Here is a 21,971-nt window from a genome sequence, read left to right on the forward strand (position 1 = left end):
TCCCTTTCGGTCCGGGGTGGATGGGGCTGCCGCCGCGTCGCGGGGTGCCGGGGTTGGTCGCGCCCTTTCCGGGTCCCTGTACGCAATTCCACTCCGGTCCTGCCGGGGGCGCAACGGAAGACGGGTTCCGGACGGTCATGACGGGGTTTTAGATGACAATGAAAATGATTATCGATAGCGTGTGTGCGGTCGGGCCGGACAGTCCCCCTCGCAGGGGTGACCTCTGCCTGCCCGCGTTCCCAACGGCACTGTGAGAAGGGGGAGCTGTGGCTCACCTGTTGGTGGTCGAGAGCTGGGTCGGATCGATGAGCAGGCTGCTGCCCCGGGCGCTGGGGGAGGGAGGCCATCACTTCACCTTCCTCACCCGCGACCTGCAGCACTACCTGCGCTCAGCCCCCGAGGGGACGGACCATCCGCTGCTCACCGCCCGTAACGTCGTCACGGCGCCGACCAACGACATCGGCACGCTCCTTCCGCAGGCCGAGCGGCTGCACGCGGCCCTCCGCTTCGACGGAGTGATCACCTCCTGCGACTACTACCTGCCGACGGCCGCCCGGATCGCCGCCCGGCTCGGCCTGCCGGGCCCCGCGGCCGAAGCGATGGAGAACGCCTGCCGCAAGGACGCGACCCGCCGCATCCTGGACGCCGCAGGGCTTCCCGGGCCCCGCTTCGCGGTCTGTACGGACGCGGCCGCCGCCGCCGAGGCCGCCCGGGACATCGGCTACCCGCTCGTGGTCAAGCCCGTCGACCTCTGCGCGGGCATGCTCGTGCGACGCGTGGACGACCGGGCCGCACTTGCCGCCGCCTGCGAGGCCCTGGCGGCCTTCCCCGTGAACGCCCGTGGCCAGCGGCGTACCCCGCACATCCTGCTGGAGGAGTTCCTCCAGGGGCCCGAGGTGAGCGTCGAGACCGTGTCGTACGCCGGCACCACCCATGTCGTCGGGGTGACCGACAAGAGTGTCGGAGGGGCACCCGCCTTCGTCGAGACCGGCCACATGTTCCCGGCCGCCCTCACCCCGGACGACCTCGCTGCCGCCACCGCGACCGCCGTGCGCGCGGGGGCCGCCCTCGGGCTCGACGACGTCGTGGCGCACACCGAGATCAAGCTGACCGCCGACGGCCCCCGCGTCGTGGAGGTCAACCCGCGCCCCGCGGGCAACCGCATCACCGAACTGGTCCGCCACGTCACCGGGATCGACCTCGCCGCCGCCTGCGTCGACGTGGCCCTCGGACGCGCCCCCGACCTCCGGCGGCGCGACACCGGGCTGCGCAGCGCCGCCATCGGATTCCTCGTCCCCGACACCGCGGGCACCCTCGTGTCCGTCGAGGGCGCCGCCGGGATGCGGGACGCCGGCGGAGTGATTGAGGTCCAGCTGGCCGAACCCGGACGCAAGGTCGAGGCGGCCGACAGCAACAACGCCTACCTGGGGCACGTCATGGCGGGCGACGCCACCGGGCTCGGCGCCCGGGACCGCGTCGAGTCGCTGCTCGCCGCCGTGCGCACCCGGCTGGTGCTGTCGTGACCGCCGCCCCGTACACGGACACCCTCACCCTCGACGGGCTCGTGGGCCGGGCCCTGGCGGGGGAGCTGGGCCCCGATCCGCGTACCCGCCGCATCGCCGTCGCCTTCACCACGTCCCAGGCCGTACGGCACGACGGGCGGAGCGGCGGATACCGCAACGAGGTCCTCAGCCTTCGCCTCGACCGGGCCGTCGGCTCCTGTTCCGTCGAACCCGGCGCACTGCCCGCCGGTACGGTCGAGGACTGCGCCGGGGCGGACGTGGCCCAGCTCCTCGCCCATCCGATCACGGCCGTGCGGGTCGCGGCGCTGGACGCCTACCTGATGGACGTCACGCCGCACACCCCGGCCCACGGGGCGGAGCCGGTGGCCGTACCCGCGGGCACCTCGCTGGAGCGGTCCCGGGCACGGGCGACGGCCGTCGTCGAGCTCCTGGACACCGTCGCGCCCGGCGGCACCGTACTCGTCGTCGGAGTCGTCAACTCCCTTCTGGCCGAACTGCGTTCGCGCGGGCTCACCGGCCTTCCGTGCGACCTGAAGGGCGGCACCACCGAGTGGGGCGAGGCCGTCGCCACGGACGCCCTGGCGGAGACCGGGCGCTGCGACGCGGTACTGGCCTCCGGCATGACGCTCGGCAACGGGACCTTCGACCCGCTGCGGCGGCACGCCCTGGAACACGGCAAACCGCTGGTCATGTTCGCCCAGACCGGCAGCGCCGTGCTGCCCCGCTTCCTCGGCTTGGGGGTGAGCGCCGTGTGCGCGGAGCCCTACCCCTTCTTCTGGCTCGACGGCGGACCCGGCACCATCCACCGCTACCGCGCGGACGACGGAGGCACCTCGTGACCACGGCATCGCTCCACACCCTCGCTCCCAACCGCGAACTCCTCGCCCTCCTCGGCCGCACACCGCTGGCCAGGATCACGACCGGACTGCCCGGCCCCCACCCCGGCTTCTGGGCCAAGCTCGAAGGACAGGCGGTCGGAGGCATGAAGGCACGGGCCGCGGTGTCCATGCTCCTGGGCGCCGAGGAACGCGGCGAACTGCTCCCCGGGGCACCGGTGGTGGAGTCCACCTCCGGCACCCTCGGCATAGGGCTCGCCTTCGCCGGACAGGCTCTCGGCCACCCCGTCGTCCTGGTCGGCGACAGCGAACTGGAGCCCTCCATGCGCCAGTTGCTGCGCACGTACGGGGCCAGACTGGAGATCGTCGACCGGCCCGCCCACCGGGGCGGCTGGCAGGGCGCCCGCCTGGAACGGCTCCGCGACCTGCTCGGCCGGCTTCCCGGCGCGTACTGGCCCGACCAGTACAACAACCCCGACAACACCGCCGGATACGCCTCGCTCGCCGCCGAACTGGCCACCCAGCTGGACCACCTGGACATCCTCGTGTGCAGCGTCGGAACCGGCGGACACAGCGCCGGGATCGCCGGACCGCTGCGCAGACACTGGCCCGCGCTGCGCCTGATCGCCGTCGACTCCACCGGCTCCACCATCTTCGGGCAGCCCGCCGCACCCCGGCTGATGCGCGGACTCGGCAGCAGCATCCACCCGCGCAACGTCGCCTACGAGGCCTTCGACGAGGTGCACTGGATCGGTCCGGCCGAGGCCGCCGACGCCTGCCGGCGCCTCGCCCGGGGCAACTTCGTCAGCGGCGGCTGGAGCACCGGCGCCGTCGCACGCGTCGCCGCGTGGGCCGCCCGCACCCATCCGGGAGCCGCCGTCGCCACGGTCTTCCCCGACGGACCGCACCGCTATCTCGGCACGGTCTACGACGACGACTTCGCCACCGCCCACGGACTGGACCCGGACCTCGCGGCGACCCGCCCCGTCGACCTCGCACACCCGCGCGCCGCCCAGGCCGGCGGCTGGGCCAGGTGCACCACCGTCACCGACCCGCTCGCGGAACGTCCGGGAAGGCAGCCGTGAACCTCACCCAGCACACCGTGCGGCTCGTCCTCGCAGAGCCGCTGCGCATCTCACGCTCGACCATGACCGCCCGTGACGCCGTGCGGCTGACCGTCACGCACGAAGGGACGGGCGGGCACGGAGAGGCCGTCACCAGTGTCTTCTACGGCCTCGACACCCCGACCCTGCAACGGCTCGTCGCGGAGGCCGCCGAACGGCTCACCCGGTTCCCCGGCCCGGAGACCGCACTGCACGCCCTGCGCGTCGGCGAGCTCACGGGCCCGGACACCCCCGCCGCGGTCACGGCCGCCGTCGAGGCGGCGCTCCTCGACCTGGTCGGCAAGCGCACCGCCACCGCCGTCCACCGCTTCCTCGGATCCCCCGAGGCACCACGGGTCGCCACCGCCCGCACCATCTCCCTGACCTCCCCGGGCCGGGCGGCGGCCCACGCCCGCCGGCTGGCCGACGCCGGGTTCTCCGTCATCAAGATCAAGGCGGGCGACCGGGACGAGGAGGCGGACCTGGACCGGGTACGCGCCGTCCGGGCAGCCGCACCGGGCGCCCGGCTCCTCCTCGATCCCAACGGGGCCTGGTCCGCCGGGCAGGCGCGCGTACTGCTGCCCCGGTTCGCGGAACTGGGCGTCGAGGCCGTGGAACAGCCCCTCGCCCCCGGTGACCCGGAGGCCCTGGCACGCCTGGCGGCCCGCTCGCCCCTGCCCGTCATCGCGGACGAGGACGCCGTCACCTACGAGGACGCGCGCCGGCTGGCCGGACGCGTCCACGGGATCAACGTCAAGCTCGCCAAGTGCGGCGGCGTCCACGCCGCCCTGCGGATCGCCGCCCTGATCGAGGGCAGCGGGACCGATCTGATGCTCGGCTGTCTGACCGCCAGCACCCTCGGCATCGCACCGGCCGTCCACATCGCCGACCGCGCCCGCTGGACCGACCTCGACGGACACCTTCTGCTCGCCCACGACCCCTGGACCGGCATCGGCGGCGACGACGGCTTCGTGGGCGTGTCCACGCAACCCGGACTGGGCGTACGACCGCGAGCCGAGGCCCCTACCGACGGGCTCCTTACCGCCGAGGCCCGCGGGCTCCGTACCGCCGAGACCACCCGGCCCTGGGACGTGGCGTCATGAGGACCTGGCACGAGATCCGCGGTCTCCCGCTCGCCATCCGCCTCCTGCTGGTCAACCAACTCGGCGTCAACACCGGTTTCTACCTGCTCATCCCCTACCTCGCCACCCACCTCGGCGACAACCTGGGCATGTCGGCCGCCGTCGTGGGCATCGTGCTCGGCGTACGCAACCTGAGCCAGCAGGGCCTCTTCCTCATAGGCGGCTCGGCCGCCGACCGGCTCGGGGCCCGCGGCGTCATCATCGCCGGCTGCGCGATACGCACCGTCGGATTCGCCCTGTTCGCACTCGGCGACGGACTGCCGGTCCTGCTCGCCGCCTCCGTGCTCAGCGGAGTGGCCGGAGCCCTGTTCAACCCCGCCGTCCGCACCTACCTCACCCAGGAGGCGGGGGAGGAGCACAGGGCCGAGGCGTTCGCGCTCTTCAACGTCTTCGCGACCACCGGCGCCCTCATCGGCCCACTCCTGGGCAGCGCCCTGCTCCTCGTCGACTTCCGTGCCTCCGCGCTCACCGCAGCCGGGATCTTCGCCGTCCTCACCGTCGCCCAGGCCCTGGTTCTCCCCGCCCGCGACGTCCCACCGGCCAGGGGAACGGTCGTCGCGGACTGGCGGGAAGTCGTCGGCAACCGTGCCTTCGTCGCCTTCGCGCTGGTCATGGTCGGCATGTTCACCCTGGAGAACCAGCTCTACCTGCTGCTGCCCGACGGAGCCCGGCAGGCCACCGGCTGGGACGGCGCGGCCGGACTCGTCTTCGTCATCGGCACGCTCGCCGGCCTCACCCTGCAACTGCGCCTCACCCGCGCCCTGAAGCGGCGCGGCAGCCGGGCCCGCTGGATCGCGGGGGGACTGGCCCTGATGGCGCTGGCCTTCGTACCGCCCATGCTGGTCGCCGGGACCGACGCACCCCCGGACGGGCCCGTGGACGCTGTTTTGCGCGCCCTGCCCGTACTGGCCGGAGCCCTCCTGCTCCATCTGGGGATCATGACCGCGCAGCCGTTCGTCATGGAGCTGATCCCCGGCTTCGGCCGGTCCGAGCTGACGGGCACCTACTTCGGGATCTTCTACGCGGTGTCCGGCATCGTGGCCGCCGTCGGCAACACGGCCGTCGGCTGGGCCATGGACGCGGCGCAGCGCGGCGGGGCGGGCAGCGCCGTCGTGCTCCTGCCCTGGGCCTGCTGCCTGTTCCTCGGGCTCGCCTCCGCGTGCGGTGTGGCCTGGCTGCACCGCGTCGGCACCCTGCCCGCGACTCACCGCGCACCCGTACCGGTGACGGCGTGAAGGGCCGGCGGGGGAACCTGCTCACCGACCGCCCGGAGCTGTACGAGGCCCGCTTTCCCGACCCCGCACGCCTCGCCGCACGCTGGGCCGAGGACTGCCTCCAGCGGTACGGGGCCGGACCCGCCGTCCTGGACCTCGGCTGCGGCACCGGCCGCGACGCCGCCCACCTCCACCGAGCCGGACGCCGTGTCACCGGCGCAGACCTCTCCCGCACGATGCTCGCCCACGCCCGCGTCCACCACCCCGGACCGGTCTACGCCACGGCCGATCTCAGCGGGTTCGATTTCGGACAGGGGGCCTTCGACGCCGTGGTGTGCCTCGACAGTTCGCTGTTGTACTGCCACACGAACGAGCAGCTCGACGGCTTCCTGACGTCCTGCCGCCGCGCCCTGGTGCCCGGCGGTCTGCTGGTCGCGGAGATGCGCAACGGCGCGTACTTCCTCGGCCGGGACGAGCCTCCCGCCACCCCCGCCGTCTCCGCGTTCACCTGGCACGGCACCACGTACCGCTCCGCCACCGCCCTCCACCTGGACCGCGGCGCCCAACTCCTGCGGCGCACCCGCAGCTGGGAGGCGGACGACGGCACCCCGCCCGTCGAGGAGCGGTCCGCCTGGCGACTGCTGTTCCCCCAGGAACTGCGCCACTTCCTCAGCTCCCACGGCTTCGACGTCCTCGGTCTGTACGACGGACCGGGGCCGCGCACCGAACCCACGTGGCAACCCGGCTCCGCGCCCGGCGGTGCGGCCGACGGCGACCGGCTCCATCTCGTGGCCCGGTCCACTCATCAACAGGAGAACAACTGTGTACGACCCGACTGACCCCTCGACGCGTTTCCCCGGCCTGCGCAGACGCGGTTTCCTCGCTGCGGCGGGCGGCGCCGCCGGCCTCGGCGCGCTCGCACTCGCCGGATGCTCCGGCACGGGCCCGGCCGCGAACGACGCCGGCAAGGACGGCGGTACCCCGCGCCGCGGCGGACGCCTGCGTGCCGCGTTCGCCGGAGGGGGCGCGAGCGAGACCCTCGACCCGCACCTGGGCAACCTGTTCGCCGACGCCGCCCGGAGCAAGGCCCTCTTCGACAAGCTCGCCGACTACGGCGCCGACCTGTCCGCGGAGCCTCGGCTGGCCGAGAAGTGGGAGCCGAACGCCGCGCTCGACCGCTGGACGGTCACCCTGCGGCAGGCCGACTTCCACGACGGGAAGCCCGTCACCGCCGCCGACGTCCTGTACAGCTACCGCCGCATCGCCGACCCGGAGCAGGCGTACCGCGCCCGCGCGTCCCTGGAGCCCATCGACCTGACGGCCAGCCGGGCCACCGGGGCGCGCACCCTGGAGTTCGTGCTCAAGCGGCCGACGGCCGAACTCCCCAACGTACTCGCCGCGTTCGGTACGTACATCGTCCCGGACGGTGCCGACGACTTCGCGAAGCCCGTCGGCTCGGGCCCCTTCCGCTTCGTCTCCTTCGCCCCCGGGCGCACCACCGTCCTGCGGCGCTTCGAGGACCACTGGGACGGCGCCCCCCACCTCGACGAGCTCGAATTCGTCGTCGCCAACGAGGAGTCGGCCCGCATCAACGCCCTTCTCGGCGGCCAGGTCGAGTACGCGCACGAGCTCAACCCCGCCACCGGCCGCGCCCACGAGAAGTCCGGAAGCATCGGGATCGTCCGGCTCCGGAACAGCGCCATGCAGGCCTTCGCCATGAAGACGGACCGGCCGCCCTTCGACGACCCCCGGGTCCGCGAGGCCTTCTTCCACATCGCCGGACGCAAGGAGCTCGTGGACGGCGCACTCTCCGGCGCGGGTGAGATCGGCAACGACCTGTTCGGCAAGGGGTACGAGTACTACGCCGACGAACTCCCGCAACGCGAACAGGACATCGACCGCGCCCGCCACCTCCTCAAGCAGGCCGGCGCGGAAGGCCTGAAGGTCACCCTTGACACCTCCGCCGTCGCCGCGGGCTTCACCGAGGCCGCCGGCATCTTCCGCGACCAGGCGGCACGCGCCGGGGTAACCGTGGACGTGCGGATGGGCAGCAAGGACTCCTACTGGAAGGACATCCTCGACTCCGGCACCCTGTGCTGCTACCGGTCCGGAGCCATGCCCATCGAGTCGCACATCTCCCAGCGGCTCCTCACCGACTCCACCACCAACGCCACCAAGTGGCAGGACAGGAGCTTCGACACCCTCTACCAGCAGGCCCAGTCCACCAAGGACAGGACCGAACGGGGTGCGCTCTACGGGCGGATGCAACGCCGGCTGCACGCCGAAGGCGGCTTCCTCGTCTGGGGCTTCGGGGACTGGATCCTGGGCCTCGCACCCTCGGTGCGGGGCGTCGCGCGCGAAGCGCCGGCCAACACCCTCGACTGGGCGCGCTTCGACAAGGTCTGGCTGGCGTGAACGGACCGCGTTCCTGGATCGCCCGACGGCTCCTCCTCGGCGCGGCGCAGACCGTGGCCGTCGTACTGCTGGTCTTCGCGCTCACCGAGGCACTGCCGGGCGACGCCGCCGTGGCCTTCGCCGGTGACCAGCCCGACCCGGAACGCATCGCGGCCGTCCGCGAGGCGATGGGACTCGACCGGCCCGCCCACGTCCGGCTGGGCGAGTGGGTCATGGGGCTGCTGCACGGCGACTTCGGGACCTCCCTCACCTCGGGGCGGCCCGTGTCCGGCTTCCTCGCGGACGGTTTCGGGCCCACCCTGCTCCTCGCGGGCGTCACCGTGCTGCTCCTGGTCCCCACCGGAGTCGGCCTCGGGGTCCTGGCCGCCCGCCGCGAAGGGCGGTTCACGGACCGGCTGATCAGCTCGGCGACCCTCGGCGTCTACGCGGTCCCCGAATTCGCCCTCGGGGTCCTGCTGGTGACCATCCTCGCCCTGCGGCTCGGCTGGTTCCCGCCGACCGCGGTGGGCTACGGCACGAACCTGCTCGCCCACCCGGCCGCACTCGTCCTGCCCGTCCTGGTGCTCCTCGCCCGGCCGGTCTGCTCACTGGCGCGGCTGGTGCGGGCCGGAATGATCGACGCGCTCGCCGCCCCGTACACCGCCCACGCCGAGCGGTACGGAATCCCCGGCGCCCGCGTCCGGTACGCGCACGCCCTGCCCAACGCCCTCGCTCCCGCCACCCAGCAGCTCGCCCGCACCATCGACTGGCTGCTGTGCGGCGTCATCGTCGTGGAGGCACTCTTCGTGATCCCCGGACTCGGCACCGTCCTCATGAACGCGGTGGCCGACCGTGACATCCCCGTGGTGCAGGGGCTGGCCGTCGTCTTCGGCGTCGCCACCGTCGTCCTCAACCTCGGTGCCGACCTCGTCACCCACCGTCTCGCACCGAGGTCGGGGGTGGCGGCGTGAGGCGTCCGGGCAGATACGCGCCGGGGGCGGCCGTCGCCGGGGTGCCGCTCGGCCTCGCCGTGCTCGGGCCCTTCCTCGTGGGCGAACCCACGGCCCGCGCCGCCTCCTTCACCCCGGGCGGTGGCCACCTCCTCGGCACGGACTTCGTCGGCCGCGACGTCCTGGACCAGGTGCTGCTCGGCGGCCGGCCCGTGGTCCTGGTCGCGCTCGCCGCCACGGCCCTCGCCTATCTCGTCGCCCTGCCGGTCGGGCTGATCAGCGCACTCACCCACCGCAGGTGGCTGGAGGAGTCCCTGATGCGTCCGCTGGACGTGCTGCTCGCCGTGCCCTCGCTGCTCATGCTGCTCCTCGTCGCGGCGGCCTTCCCGCCCGGCGCCGCCGGACTCGTCCTGATGGTCGCCCTCGTCTCCGTCCCGGACACCGCCCGCATCGTGTGCGCGGCCGCCGCGGAGGCCGCCTCCCGGCCCGCCCTCGAAGCGCTGCGGATGCAGGGCGAGAGCTGGTGGCGGCTGGCCGTCGGCTACGTCGGACGGTCCATCCTGCGAACCCTGGCCGCCGACGCGGGGATCCGGCTGACCGGAGTGCTCTACCTGGTGGCCACGGCCGCGTTCCTCGGGATCGGGGTCGCCCCGGACGCCGCCGACTGGGCCGTGATGGTGGACCGCAACAGGGCCGGGCTGTTCATCCAGCCCTGGGCGGTCGTCGTGCCCGCCCTGCTCATCGTCGCGCTGACCATGGGCAGCAACCTGCTCGTCGACGCGGCCATGGAGAACCGTGCCCCGGGCCGCCGCGCACCCTTTCCGCACATTCCCACTCCGCCCCGGAAGGGCCGACGCCCATGACTCAGGACCCCGTGCTCGCCGACATCACCGGGCTGACCGTCGAGGTCGACGGACAGGTGCTCGTCGACCGGGTCAGCCTCCGCATCCGGCCGGGAACCGTCACCGCACTGGTCGGCGCGTCCGGCAGCGGCAAGACGACCACCGGTCTCGCCCTGCTCGGCGAGTACCCCGCCGGAGCCCGGGTCACCGGGGAGGTGACGGTCCACGACACCCGGATCGGCTACGTCCCCCAGCACCCCGCGGCCGTACTCAACCCGGCCCGCCGCATCGGCGCCCTGCTGTCCGACATGGCGCGGCAGCAGGTGCGCGACCTGCCCCGAGCCCGGCGCAGGGCGGCGGCGCGGCAGCGGGTGACCGACGCCCTCGCCGACGCCCAGCTCCCCGACGCCGACGTACTGCTGCGCCGCTACCCGCACCAGCTGTCCGGCGGCCAGCAGCAGCGCGTCGTCCTCGCACAGGCCCTGCTGCTCGGCGCCCGCGTCGTCGTCGCGGACGAGCCCACCACCGGGCAGGACGCCCTGACCAAGCGCCGCATCGTCGACCAGCTGGCGGCGGTGGCCGGCCGGGGCATCGCCGTGCTCCTGCTCAGCCACGACCTCGACGTCGTGCGCGAACTCGCCGACGACGTGCTCGTGATGCGCGGCGGCCGGGTGGTGGAGCACGGTCCCGTACACCAGGTGCTCGACGCCCCCGCCCACCCCTGGACCCGGGAACTCCTCGCCGGGCCCAGGACCCTGCCGTACGCCGAGCACGGCAGTGCGGGGACGGAGGTGCTGCGCGTCGACCGGCTCGTCGCCCATCACCGGGCCGGCGGCACCCGCGTCCCCGTCCTGCGGGTCGCAGGGCTCATCCTCCGTTCGGGTGAGGGCCTCGCCGTCGTCGGACGCTCGGGCAGCGGCAAGACCACCCTCGCCCGCTGCCTCGCCGGACTCCACCGCGACCACCACGGGCAGGTGCTGCTCGACGGTGCGGCCCTGCCCCGCAGCCTGCGCGACCGGAGCCGCGAGCAGCTCGCGGCCGTGCAGTACGTCTTCCAGGACGCCCGGGCCGCCTTCGACGAACACCGGCCCGTCCTGGACCAGGTGGCGCGTACAGCGGTACGGCTGCGCGGCGCGGGCCGCGAGGAGGCGACGGCGGAGGCCCGGCAGACCCTGGCGGACCTCGGACTGGGCGACGATCTCGTACGCAGGACGCCCGATCGGCTGTCCGGCGGCGAACTCCAGCGTGCCGCCCTCGCCCGGGCCCTCCTGGCCCGCCCCCGGGTCCTGGTGTGCGACGAGATCACCTCCGGGCTCGATCCGGTCACCCGGCGCTCCCTGCTGGACCTGCTCGCCGTACTGATCAGGCAGCGGGACGGGCTCTGCGTCGTGCTGATCACCCACGACCTGGACACCGCAGCCCCGGCCACGCGCATCGCGGTGCTGGACGGTGGCGAGGTGGTGGAACAGGGGGACAGGGAACAGATCCTGACCGCTCCGGAGCACCCGTTCACCGTCTCCCTGCTCAGAGCGTCCACCCGCTGGGGAGCCGCCGTACGCCCCTGAAGCGGAACCGCCCCCGAAGCGGAGCCCGCGCCTGAAGCGGAATCCGGACCACCCCACCGGACGTACACTCGGCCCATGGGTCGTATCGGTGTCATCGGGACGTGCCTGCACCAGGCCGTCCTCGGCGCGCCCGCGAACTGCCGCACCGCCCTGCACGGGCACGGCTAGCGGTCTTCAGCGGTTCCTGACCGGGGCACGGCCCCGTCCCGCTGCTCCTGCCGCGCGTATCGCCCGGCGCGCAGCACCTCACACAGGCGACCCGTCACACATCGCACGCGCTCCACTTCACCACCACAGCCCCGGCGCATGCCGTAGCTGTGCTCCGGCGACGGCCGCCCGCGGCCCGAGCCCTTCGAAGGGATCATCTTGAAGCTGAGCGAGCTGCTGGCCGGGGAGGCCCACCACATCCTCCAGGGCGACCCTGACAGGACGCGCATCACCGCAGGAACCACCTTCGACGCGGACCGGGTCGTGCCGGGATCGCTGTTCATCGCGGTCCCCGGGCATGTGGAGGGCGGCCCCGACGCGGTGGCGCCCGCCGTGGCGAGGGGCGCGGCAGCGGTCGTCGTGGACGAGAACTGCGTGCTGCCCACGGTGGAGGCGGACGTCTGCGTCGTGCGTGTACCAGACACCCGTACGGCAGCCGCGGTCGTCGCCTCGCGCTACTTCGGCGAGCCGGGACGGCAGATGGACGTGGTGGCCATCACCGGCACCAACGGGAAGACCTCGGTCTCGTACATGGTGGAGTCCGTGCTGCGGATCTCCGAGGGTGCGAAGGCCGGGGTGATCGGCACGGCGGGCAGCCGGATCGGCGACGAGCTGATCCCGATGCCGCAGTCGGTGCTTACCACGCCGGAATCGCCCGACCTGCAGTACCTGCTGGGGTGCATGCGTGACCGCGGCGTGGGCAGCGTCGTGCTGGAGGCCACGTCGATGGGCCTGCTGACGCACCGGGTGGACCACACCTTCGTCGACGTGGGGGTCTTCACCAATCTGAGCCAGGACCACCTGGACGACCACGGCACGATGGAGCACTACCGCGACGCCAAGCTCCGGCTCTTCCAGGGGCTGTGCGAGCGGGCCGTGGTCAACGCCGACGACCCGGTGGGCGCCTCCATCCCGGCGATGATGCCCGGTGCGGTGACCACGTACGCCCTCGATACCGAGGCCGACTACCGGGCCACCGACCTGACCGTGGACGCCTCGGGCACCCGCTTCACGCTGCACCACGACGGCCGCAAGTACCCGGCGGCGATCCCCTCGCCGGGCAGGTTCTCGGTGGCCAACGCCCTTGCCACGGTCGCGGCCTGCCACCTCCTGGGCCACGACCTGGCCGGGCTGGTCGCCGCGCTCGAACGGATGCCGCAGATCCCGGGCCGGTTCGAACGGCTGACGACGGCGGAGGGCACCTCGGTGATCGTGGACTACGCGCACTCCCCGGACTCCCTGGACAAGGTCCTCGGCACCGTCCGGGGCTTCGCACGGGGCCGGGTCATCACCGTCTTCGGCTGCGGAGGGGACAGGGACACCACCAAGCGGGTCGAGATGGGGACGATCGCCGGAATCCACTCCGACCTGTGCGTCCTCACCTCGGACAATCCGCGCCACGAGGACCCCGAGGCCATCCTGGACGCGGTCGCACCCGGCATCGAGGCGACCGGCACCCCCTTCGAACGATGCGCCGACCGCCGCCAGGCCATCGACTTCGCCCTGTCCGAGGCGGGACCGGACGACATCGTGCTGATCGCCGGCAAGGGCAGCGAGCCCCACCAGATCGTCGGTGACGAACTGCTGCCGTTCAGCGACATGGCCACGGTGCGCGAGATCGCCCGGGCGAAGGGGCTGCTGTAAAGGTCCGGCGATTCACATAGGAAGTGCGTCAACGGATGCGATCTGGGTGTTGGCCAGGACCGGCCGCGCGGTGAAAGGCTGACACCGAGCCGTCCGAACGACGGTGGAGGACGCAACGGGGGAGCGCGGATGACGGTGTTCAGGACGAGGTCGGGAGCTGTCCGCGGACGGCGGACCGCACGCGACCCCGGAGTCGTCGTGCTGCGCGGAATCCCTTACGCGGCCCCGCCGTTCGGCGCCGACCGCTTCCGGGCACCGCGCCCTGCCGCCGCCTGGGACGGCATCAGGGACGGTGCGGCCTTCGGGCCCGTCGCCCCGCAGTCGGCACAACTGCCCGGAGCGCCGAGCTGGTCACCCGGCGACGAGGACGTCCTCAGCCTCAACATCTGGACCCCGGGCACCGGCGGCGACGGGCTCCCCGTGCTGGTGTGGATCCACGGCGGCGCCTTCGTCCTCGGCTCCTCCGCGCAGCCCGACTTCGACGGCACCGCCCTGGCCGGCGAGGGACTCGTCGTCGTCACACTCAACTACCGGCTCGGATTCGAGGGGTTCGGCCATGTCCCGCCCGGCGCCGACGGGGATTCCTGCCCGGACAACCGGGGCCTGCTCGACCAGATCGCCGCGCTGGAGTGGGTGCGGGAGAACATCGCCGCGTTCGGCGGCGCCGCCGGCAACGTCACCGTGGCCGGGCAGTCCGCCGGAGCGACGGCGGTGGCCTGCCTGATGGCGATGGACCGGGCCCGCGGTTTGTTCCGCCGCGCCATCGCGCACAGCGCCGTGAACGCCTGCGCCACGCCGGAGTCCGCCGCCCGCACCACACGGGAGGTGGCCGCCGCTGCGGGTGTGCCGGCCACGTACGACGGACTGGTCTCCGCCACCCCGGGCGCCCTCGTCGACGCCTCGGATGCCGTGGCGGACCGCTACCGGGGCGACCCCGTATCGGGACAGCGCCACTACGACCCGGCCCTCTACGGGCCGATCGCGGGCGGCGACACCCTTCCCCTGGACCCGCTGACGGCGGCGGCCGGGTTCGGCGCGGCCGATGTGGACCTGCTGGTCTGCCACACCACCGAGGAGTACTGGCTGCTGGACGCCGTCGGCAGCAGCGCGAAGATCACCACGGAGGAGCAACTCGCCGTCTTCGCGGCGGACTTCGAGCTCACCCCCGAACTGCTGGACGCCTACCGGGAGCTCATGCCCGGCCGCCCGGTCCTCGACGTGTTCCTCGCCGTGTACGGGGACATGCTGTTCGGCGAGTACAGCAGCAGACTCGCCGAATCCCACGCCCGCGCAGGCGGCCGTGCCTTCCTGTCCCGGTTCACCCGCCGGCGTGACGGTTCGGGGGAGCGGGTCCGGGCCTGGCACTGCGCGGACATCCCGTTCGCCTTCGGCAACCTCGACGAGGAGAGCGTCCACTTCCTTGTCGGAGGGCCGCCGGGTGCCGTCGACCACGACCTCTCGAAGCGCATGACGCGCGCCTGGGCCGACTTCGCCGCCACCGGCGACCCCGGCTGGCCGGCTGTCGGCGGCTCCACGGACGCGGTGAGGATCTGGGACACGGCCGGAGAGGACGCCGACGGTGCGCAAGACGCGTTCCGGGCGGGGTGGCGTGCCGCCGGACTTCCGCTGCTCACACCCTGAGCGTCGGCGGCGGGCAGGGGGTGTGCGACGGCTCCTTGAGCGGTGTCGGGGCGGGCCCGAATACAGCGGTGGCGGGGGGCCGCAGTGGTGGCGGTCCGACCGACGGCGGACGGCCTCGGCTACAGCGGTGGCAGCCTGAGCGCGCCTCCGCCCTCGCGGACATCGCGTACGATCCGCGGCTCCCCGACCGGATTGCCCCGCACGTCCGTGGTCACGACCACCGCGTGGTCGCCGAGGCACCGCTTCTTCGCGTCCGGCCGTTCGCAGAAGAGCACATAGCCGGTCTGCCGGTCGACCGTGCCGGGTTCGAGCTGCCACACACCTTTGTAGACGTTCGTCCGAACCTGCGGATACGTGGCGCGCAGCTCCTCCCGTACCGCCTTCTCGACGGTCCGGCCGAACTCCTGCCTCAGCTCGAACGGCCGGACGATCCGGGCGCGGCCCGCCGTGTCGACCCGGCCCCCGGCGATGTCGTATCCGACGGAGTAGTACGGGTGTTCACCCAGAGACGCCAGCAGGCCGGAGGGGCTCAGCCGCATCGTGGTGGGCCAGGACGCCTTGCCGGTGTCGCGGCGCTCGGCGACCCGGGGCGAGACGAGATTCACCGCCGTGCCGCCCTTCCTCGCGAGCGGTCCCACGGCGCCGGCCGCCGGCACCCAGCGCCGGACACACCCGCCGACCTCGGCGATCACCGCGGTGACGGTGGAGTTCGTGGGCCGGGCGACGACGTACGGAGCTCCGCTCGCGGGGTCGACGCCGACGACCTCGTAACCGCACTCCTCGAACGCGCTCCTGAGGACGCGTGAGTCGGCCGCCTCGGACCTGCCCCGCGCGAGCGCGTCGGCCAACGCCCGCTCGCACGCCTTGTAGTCGCAGTTTCCCTTCCCGGAATCGACGCCGAGGCGTACCACGGCGTCGCGGTCGTCCGACACGGAGAACGTGATCTCCGATCCACCGGTCCCGGGGAAGAGGGTGCGCGCCCCGATGAACTCCAGCTGACCGGGGAAGTGCTTCTCCGCCAGCTCCGACGCGAGCCGCCGGTCCTCCTCGGTGCTGAGCACCCCACAGGCGCCGAGCAGCAGGGCGAATGATCCGACCAGGGCGGTGGTGAGTCCGGCTCGCAGCTGCCTACGGCGTGATCCGGCCACTGCCTGCTCCTCGCGGTGTTTCCGGCACGTCGTTCCTGTGACAGTAGGACCGCTGACGGGTCGCGGGATCAGTACACCTACTCAACTGGACCGTCATTGGCATGGACCTGCCTATCGAACTGGACTACAGTCCGTTGCGACTCTTCTGAGAGCGCTCTCAATCGCTGTTCCCCGCGCTCTCGGACGCTTTCTGTTCCACCCCCACGATGCTGGAACAACAGAAGGGGCACTCCCTTGAGACACACGACGATGGTGCGGACCGGACTCTCCGCACTGCTGATCATCGGCACCTGGGCAACCGCCGGCCTCACCCAGGCCTCGGCTGCCGATTCCCCCACGGCGGCCGAACCCAAGGCCTCCGCCGGACTGATCACGGCGATGCAGAAGGACCTGGGGCTGACGAAGAGTCAGGCCGAGGCCCGGATCACCGCCGAGAAGGCGGCGACGGCCCTGCAGGGCACCGCCAAGAGCGCGGCTGGAGCCTCGTTCGGCGGTTCCTGGTTCGACGCGGCCAGCGGAAAGCTGACCGTCGCCGTGACCGACGGCGCGAAGGCCCGCTCGGTCCGGGCGACCGGCGCGGACGTCCGCGTGGTCGACCACACCGCCCGGCAGCTCGACGCGGCGAAGGCGCGGATCGACGCGCTCCCGGCACCCAGCGGTGTGAGCAGTTGGCACGTCGACCCCCGGGCGAGCACCGTCGTGGTGAACGTCGTCGCATCCGAGCAGGGTGACAACGATGTCCGCGCGTTCGTCGCGAAGGCCCGCAAGGCGGGGCCGGTCACGGTGAAGCAGACCTCGGAGGCCCCGCAGACCTTCGCCGCGGGAACGGTCGGCGGCGACCCGTACTACACCGGCAACGTCCGCTGCTCCATAGGCTTCTCGGTGCACGGAGGGTTCGTCACGGCCGGGCACTGCGGCCAGGCGGGCGCGTCGGTCAGGGGCTGGGACGGCTCCGCCATCGGCAACTTCCAGGGATCATCCTTCCCGGACAACGACTACGCCTGGGTGAACGTGGGCAGCGGCTGGTGGACCGTACCGGTCGTCCTCGGCTGGGGCACCGTCTCGGACCAGCTGGTCCGCGGCTCCAACGAGGCGCCGATCGGCGCCTCGATCTGCCGTTCCGGCTCCACCACGCACTGGCACTGCGGCAACGTGCTGGCGAAGAACGAGACCGTGAACTACAGCCAGGGCGCCGTCCGCCAGATGACCAAGACCAGCGTGTGCGCGGAAGGCGGCGACTCGGGAGGCTCGTTCATCAGCGGCGACCAGGCGCAGGGTGTCACCTCGGGCGGCTGGGGCAACTGCAGCAGCGGCGGCGAGACCTGGTACCAGCCCATCAACGAGATCCTCAACCGCTACGGGCTGACGCTCCACACCGCCTGACGCTCCATGTGGTTCGGCGCTCCACACAGCACGACGCGTGATGACGTCCGATCCCGGTGACCCGGTGACCCGGTGACCCGGTGGTCGGGCTGCATGTGGCCGGTCTGCTGCGACAGAAGGGTGGCCCCCTGTCGCAGCAGACCTCGTGGTCTTTCCCGCCCCGCGCCCGAGGCTCTGCCCGGGGCCTGCCGGTGTCGCCGCCCGGCGGGGTGTGGTCGGGGTACGGGTGATGTGTCCCCGGCCCCATCCGCCGAGGGTTTGGCGTACAACCTCCGGCGGCCCGCCCTCCGCGCCTCCCACCCCCGGATTCCCTGTCGCGAGCGAGGCGGGCCGGCCCGCCCGCAGGTCGGGACAGCAGACGGGACCAGCGGAAAAACGCCCCCAGGGTCTTCCGCCGGAGGAGTGTCAGGCCCTCCCGCAGCAGCCGGGCCCAACTCCCTGTGCACGGCGCACCGTTCACCAACTATTGACATGTTCTCAGCGGCGGCGTAACACTGGCACCGCTTGGAGAGCGCTCTCCCGCAGATGGCGCCCGGCGTCCGCAAGGGCTCACGGCGCACCGGGCGGGCGGCCTTCGTGGTGCACCATCCAGCTCCACTCTCCCCCCACCGCGCACCCGATGTGCGTGGACGCAGAGCGGCATGGAGGTCCGCATGGCCGAAAGATTCAGCAGAACCACCCTGGTGTCCGCCCTGATCGTCGCGACAGCCCTGGCCCTCGTGGTCATGGGTCTCACGGCGATCACGAACGCCGGTGCCGGAACGGCGGACGCCGCCCCTGCGGCGACCGGTGACCGCGCCGCGGCGTCACATGTCATGCAGGGGCACGTCATGGCGGCGGCCGCCCCCGTCCCGTCCGGCGACGACCCGGACGGCGACGGATACATTCCGGCGAACCCGCCGGTCACCGGGGTCGTGCCGTCCGAGGAGATCCCGCCGACACGGTATTTCCACGAGTTCCAGGCGAACTGTTCGGTGAACCACACCGGTTCGGTGGACCCGATCGTCTATCCCGGCCAGGCCGGCAAGTCCCACAACCACACCTTCATGGGCAACGACACCACGGACGAGAACAGCACCACCGCCTCGCTCGGCGCGGGCGGAACCGCCTGCAAGGCGCCCGGTGACCTGTCCGCGTACTGGATGCCGACCCTCTACAACGGAGACCAGGAGGTGCGCCCGGCAGGACCGCAGACCATCTACTACAAGTCGGGGGTGACCGACTACACCAGTGTCCGGCCGTTCCCCAAGGGGCTGCGCTTCGTCGTCGGCAGCCCGACGCAGACGCTGGAGGAGTTCCGCAACCACCCGGGCAAGGTCGAGGGCTGGGAGTGCGGGGAGAGCTACAACAACTTCGACTTCCCCGCGGCCTGCCCGTCCCGTCCTGACGTGCAGCTCAACCTCCGTATGCAGGCGCCCAGCTGCTGGGACGGGAAGAACCTGGACACCCCCGGCCACCAGGCGCACATGGCCTACCCGAAGGCCCAGGGTGCCAACCAGAACGTCTGCCCGACCAGCCACCCGGTCGCCCTGCCGATGATCGAGTTCAAGATGGCCTGGCCGGTCAACGGTGACATGTCGCAGGTGAGGCTGGCCAGCGGTACCGGTCACTCCTTCCACTACGACTTCTTCAACGCCTGGGACGACGCCACGCTCGACGCCATGGTCGAGCACTGCGTCGTCGGCGGCCTCCAGTGCGACGCCCGGGGCTACGACCAGAACCGCCCCGGTGAGGGTGCCGCCCTGGACGAGAACTACGAACTGCCCTGACCCATGCGTCTCTCCCTCGTGAGTGCGGTGCGCCCGCGAGGGAGAGCGCTCTCCATGCCTGCTGCCCCGCATCCCCCACGAGGAGCTACCGCCCCCATGAACATTCCACGTCTCATCCCCCCGGTCGCCGGTGGGCGCAGTCGCGTCCGCGGACGGACCACCGCACGCCTCGCCGTCGCGGCCGTCGTCGTCGCCGGTGCGGCCGCCCTGCCCGTACCCGCCGCCCAGGCCGCCGGAAGTGTCGTGAAGGTCGAGGGGTCGCAGGGCGCCTGGCGGCTGACCGTCGACGGCGCACCGTACACGGTGAAGGGGCTGACCTGGGGCCCGGCCGTCGCCGACGCGGGACGGTACATGCCGGACGTCAGGTCGATGGGTGTCAACACCATCCGTACGTGGGGCACCGACGCCACGACGAAACCGTTGCTCGACAGTGCGGCCGAACACGGCGTCAAGGTCGTCGCCGGCTTCTGGCTCCAGCCCGGCGGCGGTCCCGGCAGCGGCGGGTGCGTCAACTACCTGACGGACACCGACTACAAGAACAACATGCTCGCCGAGTTCCCCAAGTGGGTGGAGACCTACAAGGACCACCCGGGCGTCCTGATGTGGAACGTCGGCAACGAGTCCGTGCTCGGTCTGCAGAACTGCTACAGCGGCGAGGCCCTGGAGCAGCAGCGCGACGCGTACACGACGTTCGTCAACGACATCACCAAGAAGATCCACGCGGTCGACTCCAACCACCCGGTCACCTCGACGGATGCCTGGACGGGCGCCTGGTCCTACTACAAGAGGAACGCCCCGGACCTCGACCTCTACGCCGTGAACTCCTACGGCGCCGTCTGCGACATCCGCCAGACCTGGGAGAACGGGGGCTTCGACAAGCCCTACATCGTCACCGAGGGCGGCCCCGCCGGTGAGTGGGAGGTTCCGGACGACGCCAACGGCGTACCGGACGAGCCGACCGACGTGGCGAAGGCCGAGGGCTACAAGAGGGCGTGGCAGTGCGTCACGGGCCACACCGGAGTGGCGCTCGGCGCGACGCTCTTCCACTACGGCACCGAGTACGACTTCGGCGGCGTCTGGTTCAACCTGCTCCCGGCGGGCCAGAAGCGGCTCTCGTACTACGCGGTCAAGGAGGCGTACGGAGCCGGTACCTCGGGCGACAACACGCCGCCCGTGATCACGGGCATGACGGTCGACAACGCCTCCGCGGTCCAGGCGGGCAAGCCGTTCACCGTCAAGGCGTCCGTGTCGGATCCGGACGGTGACGCGCTCACCCACCAGGTGCTCCTGGGCAGCAAGTACGTCGACGACAGCGGCCAGTTGACGGACGCCCGGTTCACGGACAAGGGCAACGGCACCTTCGAGGTCACCGCGCCCGACCGGCTCGGTGTGTGGAAGGTCTACATCAAGTCGTCGGACGGCAAGGGCAACGTCGGCATCGAGACGAAGTCCTTCGAGGTGGTGCCGCCGCAGGTGGGTGGTACGAACGTGGCGGCGGGCAAGCCGGCCACCGCGTCCACCTTCCAGCCGGGCAGTGTCGGCTGCCCCTGCCCCGCGGGCAACGCCGTCGACGGGTCCTTCGACACCCGCTGGGCGAGCGACTGGTCCGACCAGCAGTGGCTGCAGGTGGACCTCGGGTCGAAGACCGTCTTCGACCACGTGCAGTTGGCCTGGGAGGCCGCCTACGCCAAGGGGTACACCCTCCAGACCTCGGACAACGGCCAGGACTGGACCACCGTGCACACCGTCACCGAGGGCAACGGCGGCATCGACGGCATCGACGTCGCGGGCAACGCGCGCTACGTACGGGTGAACACCTCCGTGCGCGGCACCCCTTGGGGCTACTCGCTCTACGAGTTCGGCGTATACCGGCGCTGACCGCTCGTAGGACCCGCCGCGCCGTCCTTCCCCCCGCTGTCGGCGCGGCAGGAAGTCCGCGGCGGGCCACGGAGTTCCGTGGCCCGCCGCGGAGCCGTGTCGCCATGTGACGGAGCCGTGCTGCTATCAGCCGGACGGCCTGAGCGCCATGTGCGGGTGCTCAGGCGGCCCGGGCCGGCGGGGTTCCCTCGACGTCGAAGGAGACCTGGTCCTCGTAGCACCACCACCAGGTCTCGCCCGGCTCGTAGGAGCGGATGAGCGGGTGGCCGGTCGCGGTGCGGTGGGCGGTCGCGTGCTGGTTGCGGGAGGAGTCGCAGCAGCCGACGTGTCCGCAGGTCTGGCATTCCCGCAGATGGACCCAGGTGTCTCCGCTCGCGACGCAGGCCGGGCAGGAATCCGCGCTGTCCGGGGTGACGTGCCGTACCTGGTCGAGGTGGCCGCAGATCGGGGTCGTCGGTTCGCCCGCCATGGCGGAGCCTCCTTCGTGTCGGTCCCGGCCCTCGGGCCCGCCGGAGCGCCGGTCCTGGCCGGGGCGCCGTCATCGGGCCGGAGCGTTCGGGCCGGGAACGGCGTCCGGCCGGCCGTCGTCGCAGCCGTCGGCGCTCCGGCGCCGCACGTCCGTGTGCCGGCCTTACGGTCCGTGTGCGCGCCTGGCACCCTCTCCACCTTCCCACCGGGCAGCCGCATGTCAACCGATGGCCGGCCGGACCGACGGGAAGCCCTCACCGCTTG

At 72.3% G+C, this 21,971-nt stretch carries 17 protein-coding genes; 15 read left to right on the top strand and 2 right to left on the bottom strand.

The genetic code is table 11. The features are described from left to right. The first annotated feature begins 266 nt into the window (after positions 1–266). The 12 genes from OG524_RS33620 to OG524_RS33675 all read left to right on the top strand — a co-directional run bounded on the left by OG524_RS33620 (position 267) and on the right by OG524_RS33675 (position 15,061). The gene (locus OG524_RS33620) at positions 267–1,523 is read left to right on the top strand and encodes an ATP-grasp domain-containing protein (RefSeq protein WP_405386582.1); all 1,257 of its coding nucleotides are present in this window, start codon (positions 267–269) and stop codon (positions 1,521–1,523) included. After that, the gene (locus tag OG524_RS33625) at positions 1,520–2,362 is read left to right on the top strand and encodes a hypothetical protein (RefSeq protein ID WP_405386579.1); all 843 of its coding nucleotides are present in this window, start codon (positions 1,520–1,522) and stop codon (positions 2,360–2,362) included. Before OG524_RS33620 ends, OG524_RS33625 begins: the two co-directional genes overlap by 4 nt. Further along, positions 2,359–3,444 carry a PLP-dependent cysteine synthase family protein gene (locus OG524_RS33630; RefSeq protein WP_405386578.1) on the top strand — a complete coding sequence of 362 codons (1,086 nt, stop codon included), beginning with the start codon at positions 2,359–2,361 and terminating at the stop codon, positions 3,442–3,444. The genes OG524_RS33625 and OG524_RS33630 overlap by 4 nt, the downstream gene beginning before the upstream one ends. Further along, on the top strand, positions 3,441–4,565 hold the full coding sequence (locus OG524_RS33635; protein ID WP_405812266.1) for a dipeptide epimerase: 1,125 nt from the start codon (positions 3,441–3,443) through the stop codon (positions 4,563–4,565). Before OG524_RS33630 ends, OG524_RS33635 begins: the two co-directional genes overlap by 4 nt. Further along, positions 4,562–5,839 carry an MFS transporter gene (locus OG524_RS33640; protein ID WP_405812267.1) on the top strand — a complete coding sequence of 426 codons (1,278 nt, stop codon included), beginning with the start codon at positions 4,562–4,564 and terminating at the stop codon, positions 5,837–5,839. The genes OG524_RS33635 and OG524_RS33640 overlap by 4 nt, the downstream gene beginning before the upstream one ends. Next, positions 5,836–6,657 (top strand): class I SAM-dependent DNA methyltransferase, encoded by an 822-nt coding sequence (locus tag OG524_RS33645; protein ID WP_405812268.1) that lies wholly within the window; start codon positions 5,836–5,838, stop codon positions 6,655–6,657. Before OG524_RS33640 ends, OG524_RS33645 begins: the two co-directional genes overlap by 4 nt. Further along, positions 6,641–8,233, top strand: coding sequence for an ABC transporter substrate-binding protein (locus OG524_RS33650; protein WP_405812269.1), 1,593 nt, complete (start codon positions 6,641–6,643; stop codon positions 8,231–8,233). Before OG524_RS33645 ends, OG524_RS33650 begins: the two co-directional genes overlap by 17 nt. Next, positions 8,230–9,183: an ABC transporter permease gene (locus OG524_RS33655; RefSeq protein WP_405812270.1), complete on the top strand. Its 954-nt coding sequence runs from the start codon at positions 8,230–8,232 to the stop codon at positions 9,181–9,183. Before OG524_RS33650 ends, OG524_RS33655 begins: the two co-directional genes overlap by 4 nt. Further along, the gene (locus OG524_RS33660) at positions 9,180–10,025 is read left to right on the top strand and encodes an ABC transporter permease (protein ID WP_405812271.1); all 846 of its coding nucleotides are present in this window, start codon (positions 9,180–9,182) and stop codon (positions 10,023–10,025) included. Before OG524_RS33655 ends, OG524_RS33660 begins: the two co-directional genes overlap by 4 nt. Beyond that, complete coding sequence (locus tag OG524_RS33665) at positions 10,022–11,569, top strand: ABC transporter ATP-binding protein (protein ID WP_405812272.1); 1,548 nt, start codon at positions 10,022–10,024, stop codon at positions 11,567–11,569. The genes OG524_RS33660 and OG524_RS33665 overlap by 4 nt, the downstream gene beginning before the upstream one ends. 366 nt (positions 11,570–11,935) lie before the next feature. After that, the gene (locus tag OG524_RS33670) at positions 11,936–13,420 is read left to right on the top strand and encodes a UDP-N-acetylmuramoyl-L-alanyl-D-glutamate--2,6-diaminopimelate ligase (RefSeq protein ID WP_405386568.1); all 1,485 of its coding nucleotides are present in this window, start codon (positions 11,936–11,938) and stop codon (positions 13,418–13,420) included. Between the two features lie 129 nt (positions 13,421–13,549). Beyond that, positions 13,550–15,061 carry a carboxylesterase/lipase family protein gene (locus OG524_RS33675; protein WP_405812273.1) on the top strand — a complete coding sequence of 504 codons (1,512 nt, stop codon included), beginning with the start codon at positions 13,550–13,552 and terminating at the stop codon, positions 15,059–15,061. A 119-nt stretch (positions 15,062–15,180) separates the two neighbouring features. On the opposite strand, the gene OG524_RS33680 is transcribed toward OG524_RS33675, so the two are convergent. After that, entirely contained in the window at positions 15,181–16,209 is a 1,029-nt protein-coding gene (locus tag OG524_RS33680) for an SCO7460 family lipoprotein (RefSeq protein WP_405812274.1), read from the bottom strand. Positions 16,210–16,458: 249 nt separating this feature from the next. Here OG524_RS33680 and OG524_RS33685 point away from each other — a divergent pair, with 249 nt between their 5' ends. The 3 genes from OG524_RS33685 (at position 16,459) to OG524_RS33695 (ending at position 21,239) form a co-directional block, all read left to right on the top strand. Then, on the top strand, positions 16,459–17,592 hold the full coding sequence (locus OG524_RS33685) for a S1 family peptidase (RefSeq protein ID WP_405393018.1): 1,134 nt from the start codon (positions 16,459–16,461) through the stop codon (positions 17,590–17,592). 653 nt (positions 17,593–18,245) lie between these two features. Next, positions 18,246–19,361 carry a DUF1996 domain-containing protein gene (locus OG524_RS33690; RefSeq protein ID WP_405386563.1) on the top strand — a complete coding sequence of 372 codons (1,116 nt, stop codon included), beginning with the start codon at positions 18,246–18,248 and terminating at the stop codon, positions 19,359–19,361. A 96-nt stretch (positions 19,362–19,457) separates the two neighbouring features. Next, positions 19,458–21,239 (top strand): discoidin domain-containing protein, encoded by a 1,782-nt coding sequence (locus OG524_RS33695; protein ID WP_405386562.1) that lies wholly within the window; start codon positions 19,458–19,460, stop codon positions 21,237–21,239. Between the two features lie 160 nt (positions 21,240–21,399). Here OG524_RS33695 and OG524_RS33700 read toward each other — a convergent pair whose 3' ends face one another. Beyond that, the gene (locus OG524_RS33700) at positions 21,400–21,708 is read right to left on the bottom strand and encodes a UBP-type zinc finger domain-containing protein (RefSeq protein WP_405386561.1); all 309 of its coding nucleotides are present in this window, start codon (positions 21,706–21,708) and stop codon (positions 21,400–21,402) included. Positions 21,709–21,971 lie beyond the last annotated feature (263 nt).

It is taken from the genome of Streptomyces sp. NBC_01520, assembly GCF_045040375.1.
Lineage (GTDB): Bacteria > Actinomycetota > Actinomycetes > Streptomycetales > Streptomycetaceae > Streptomyces.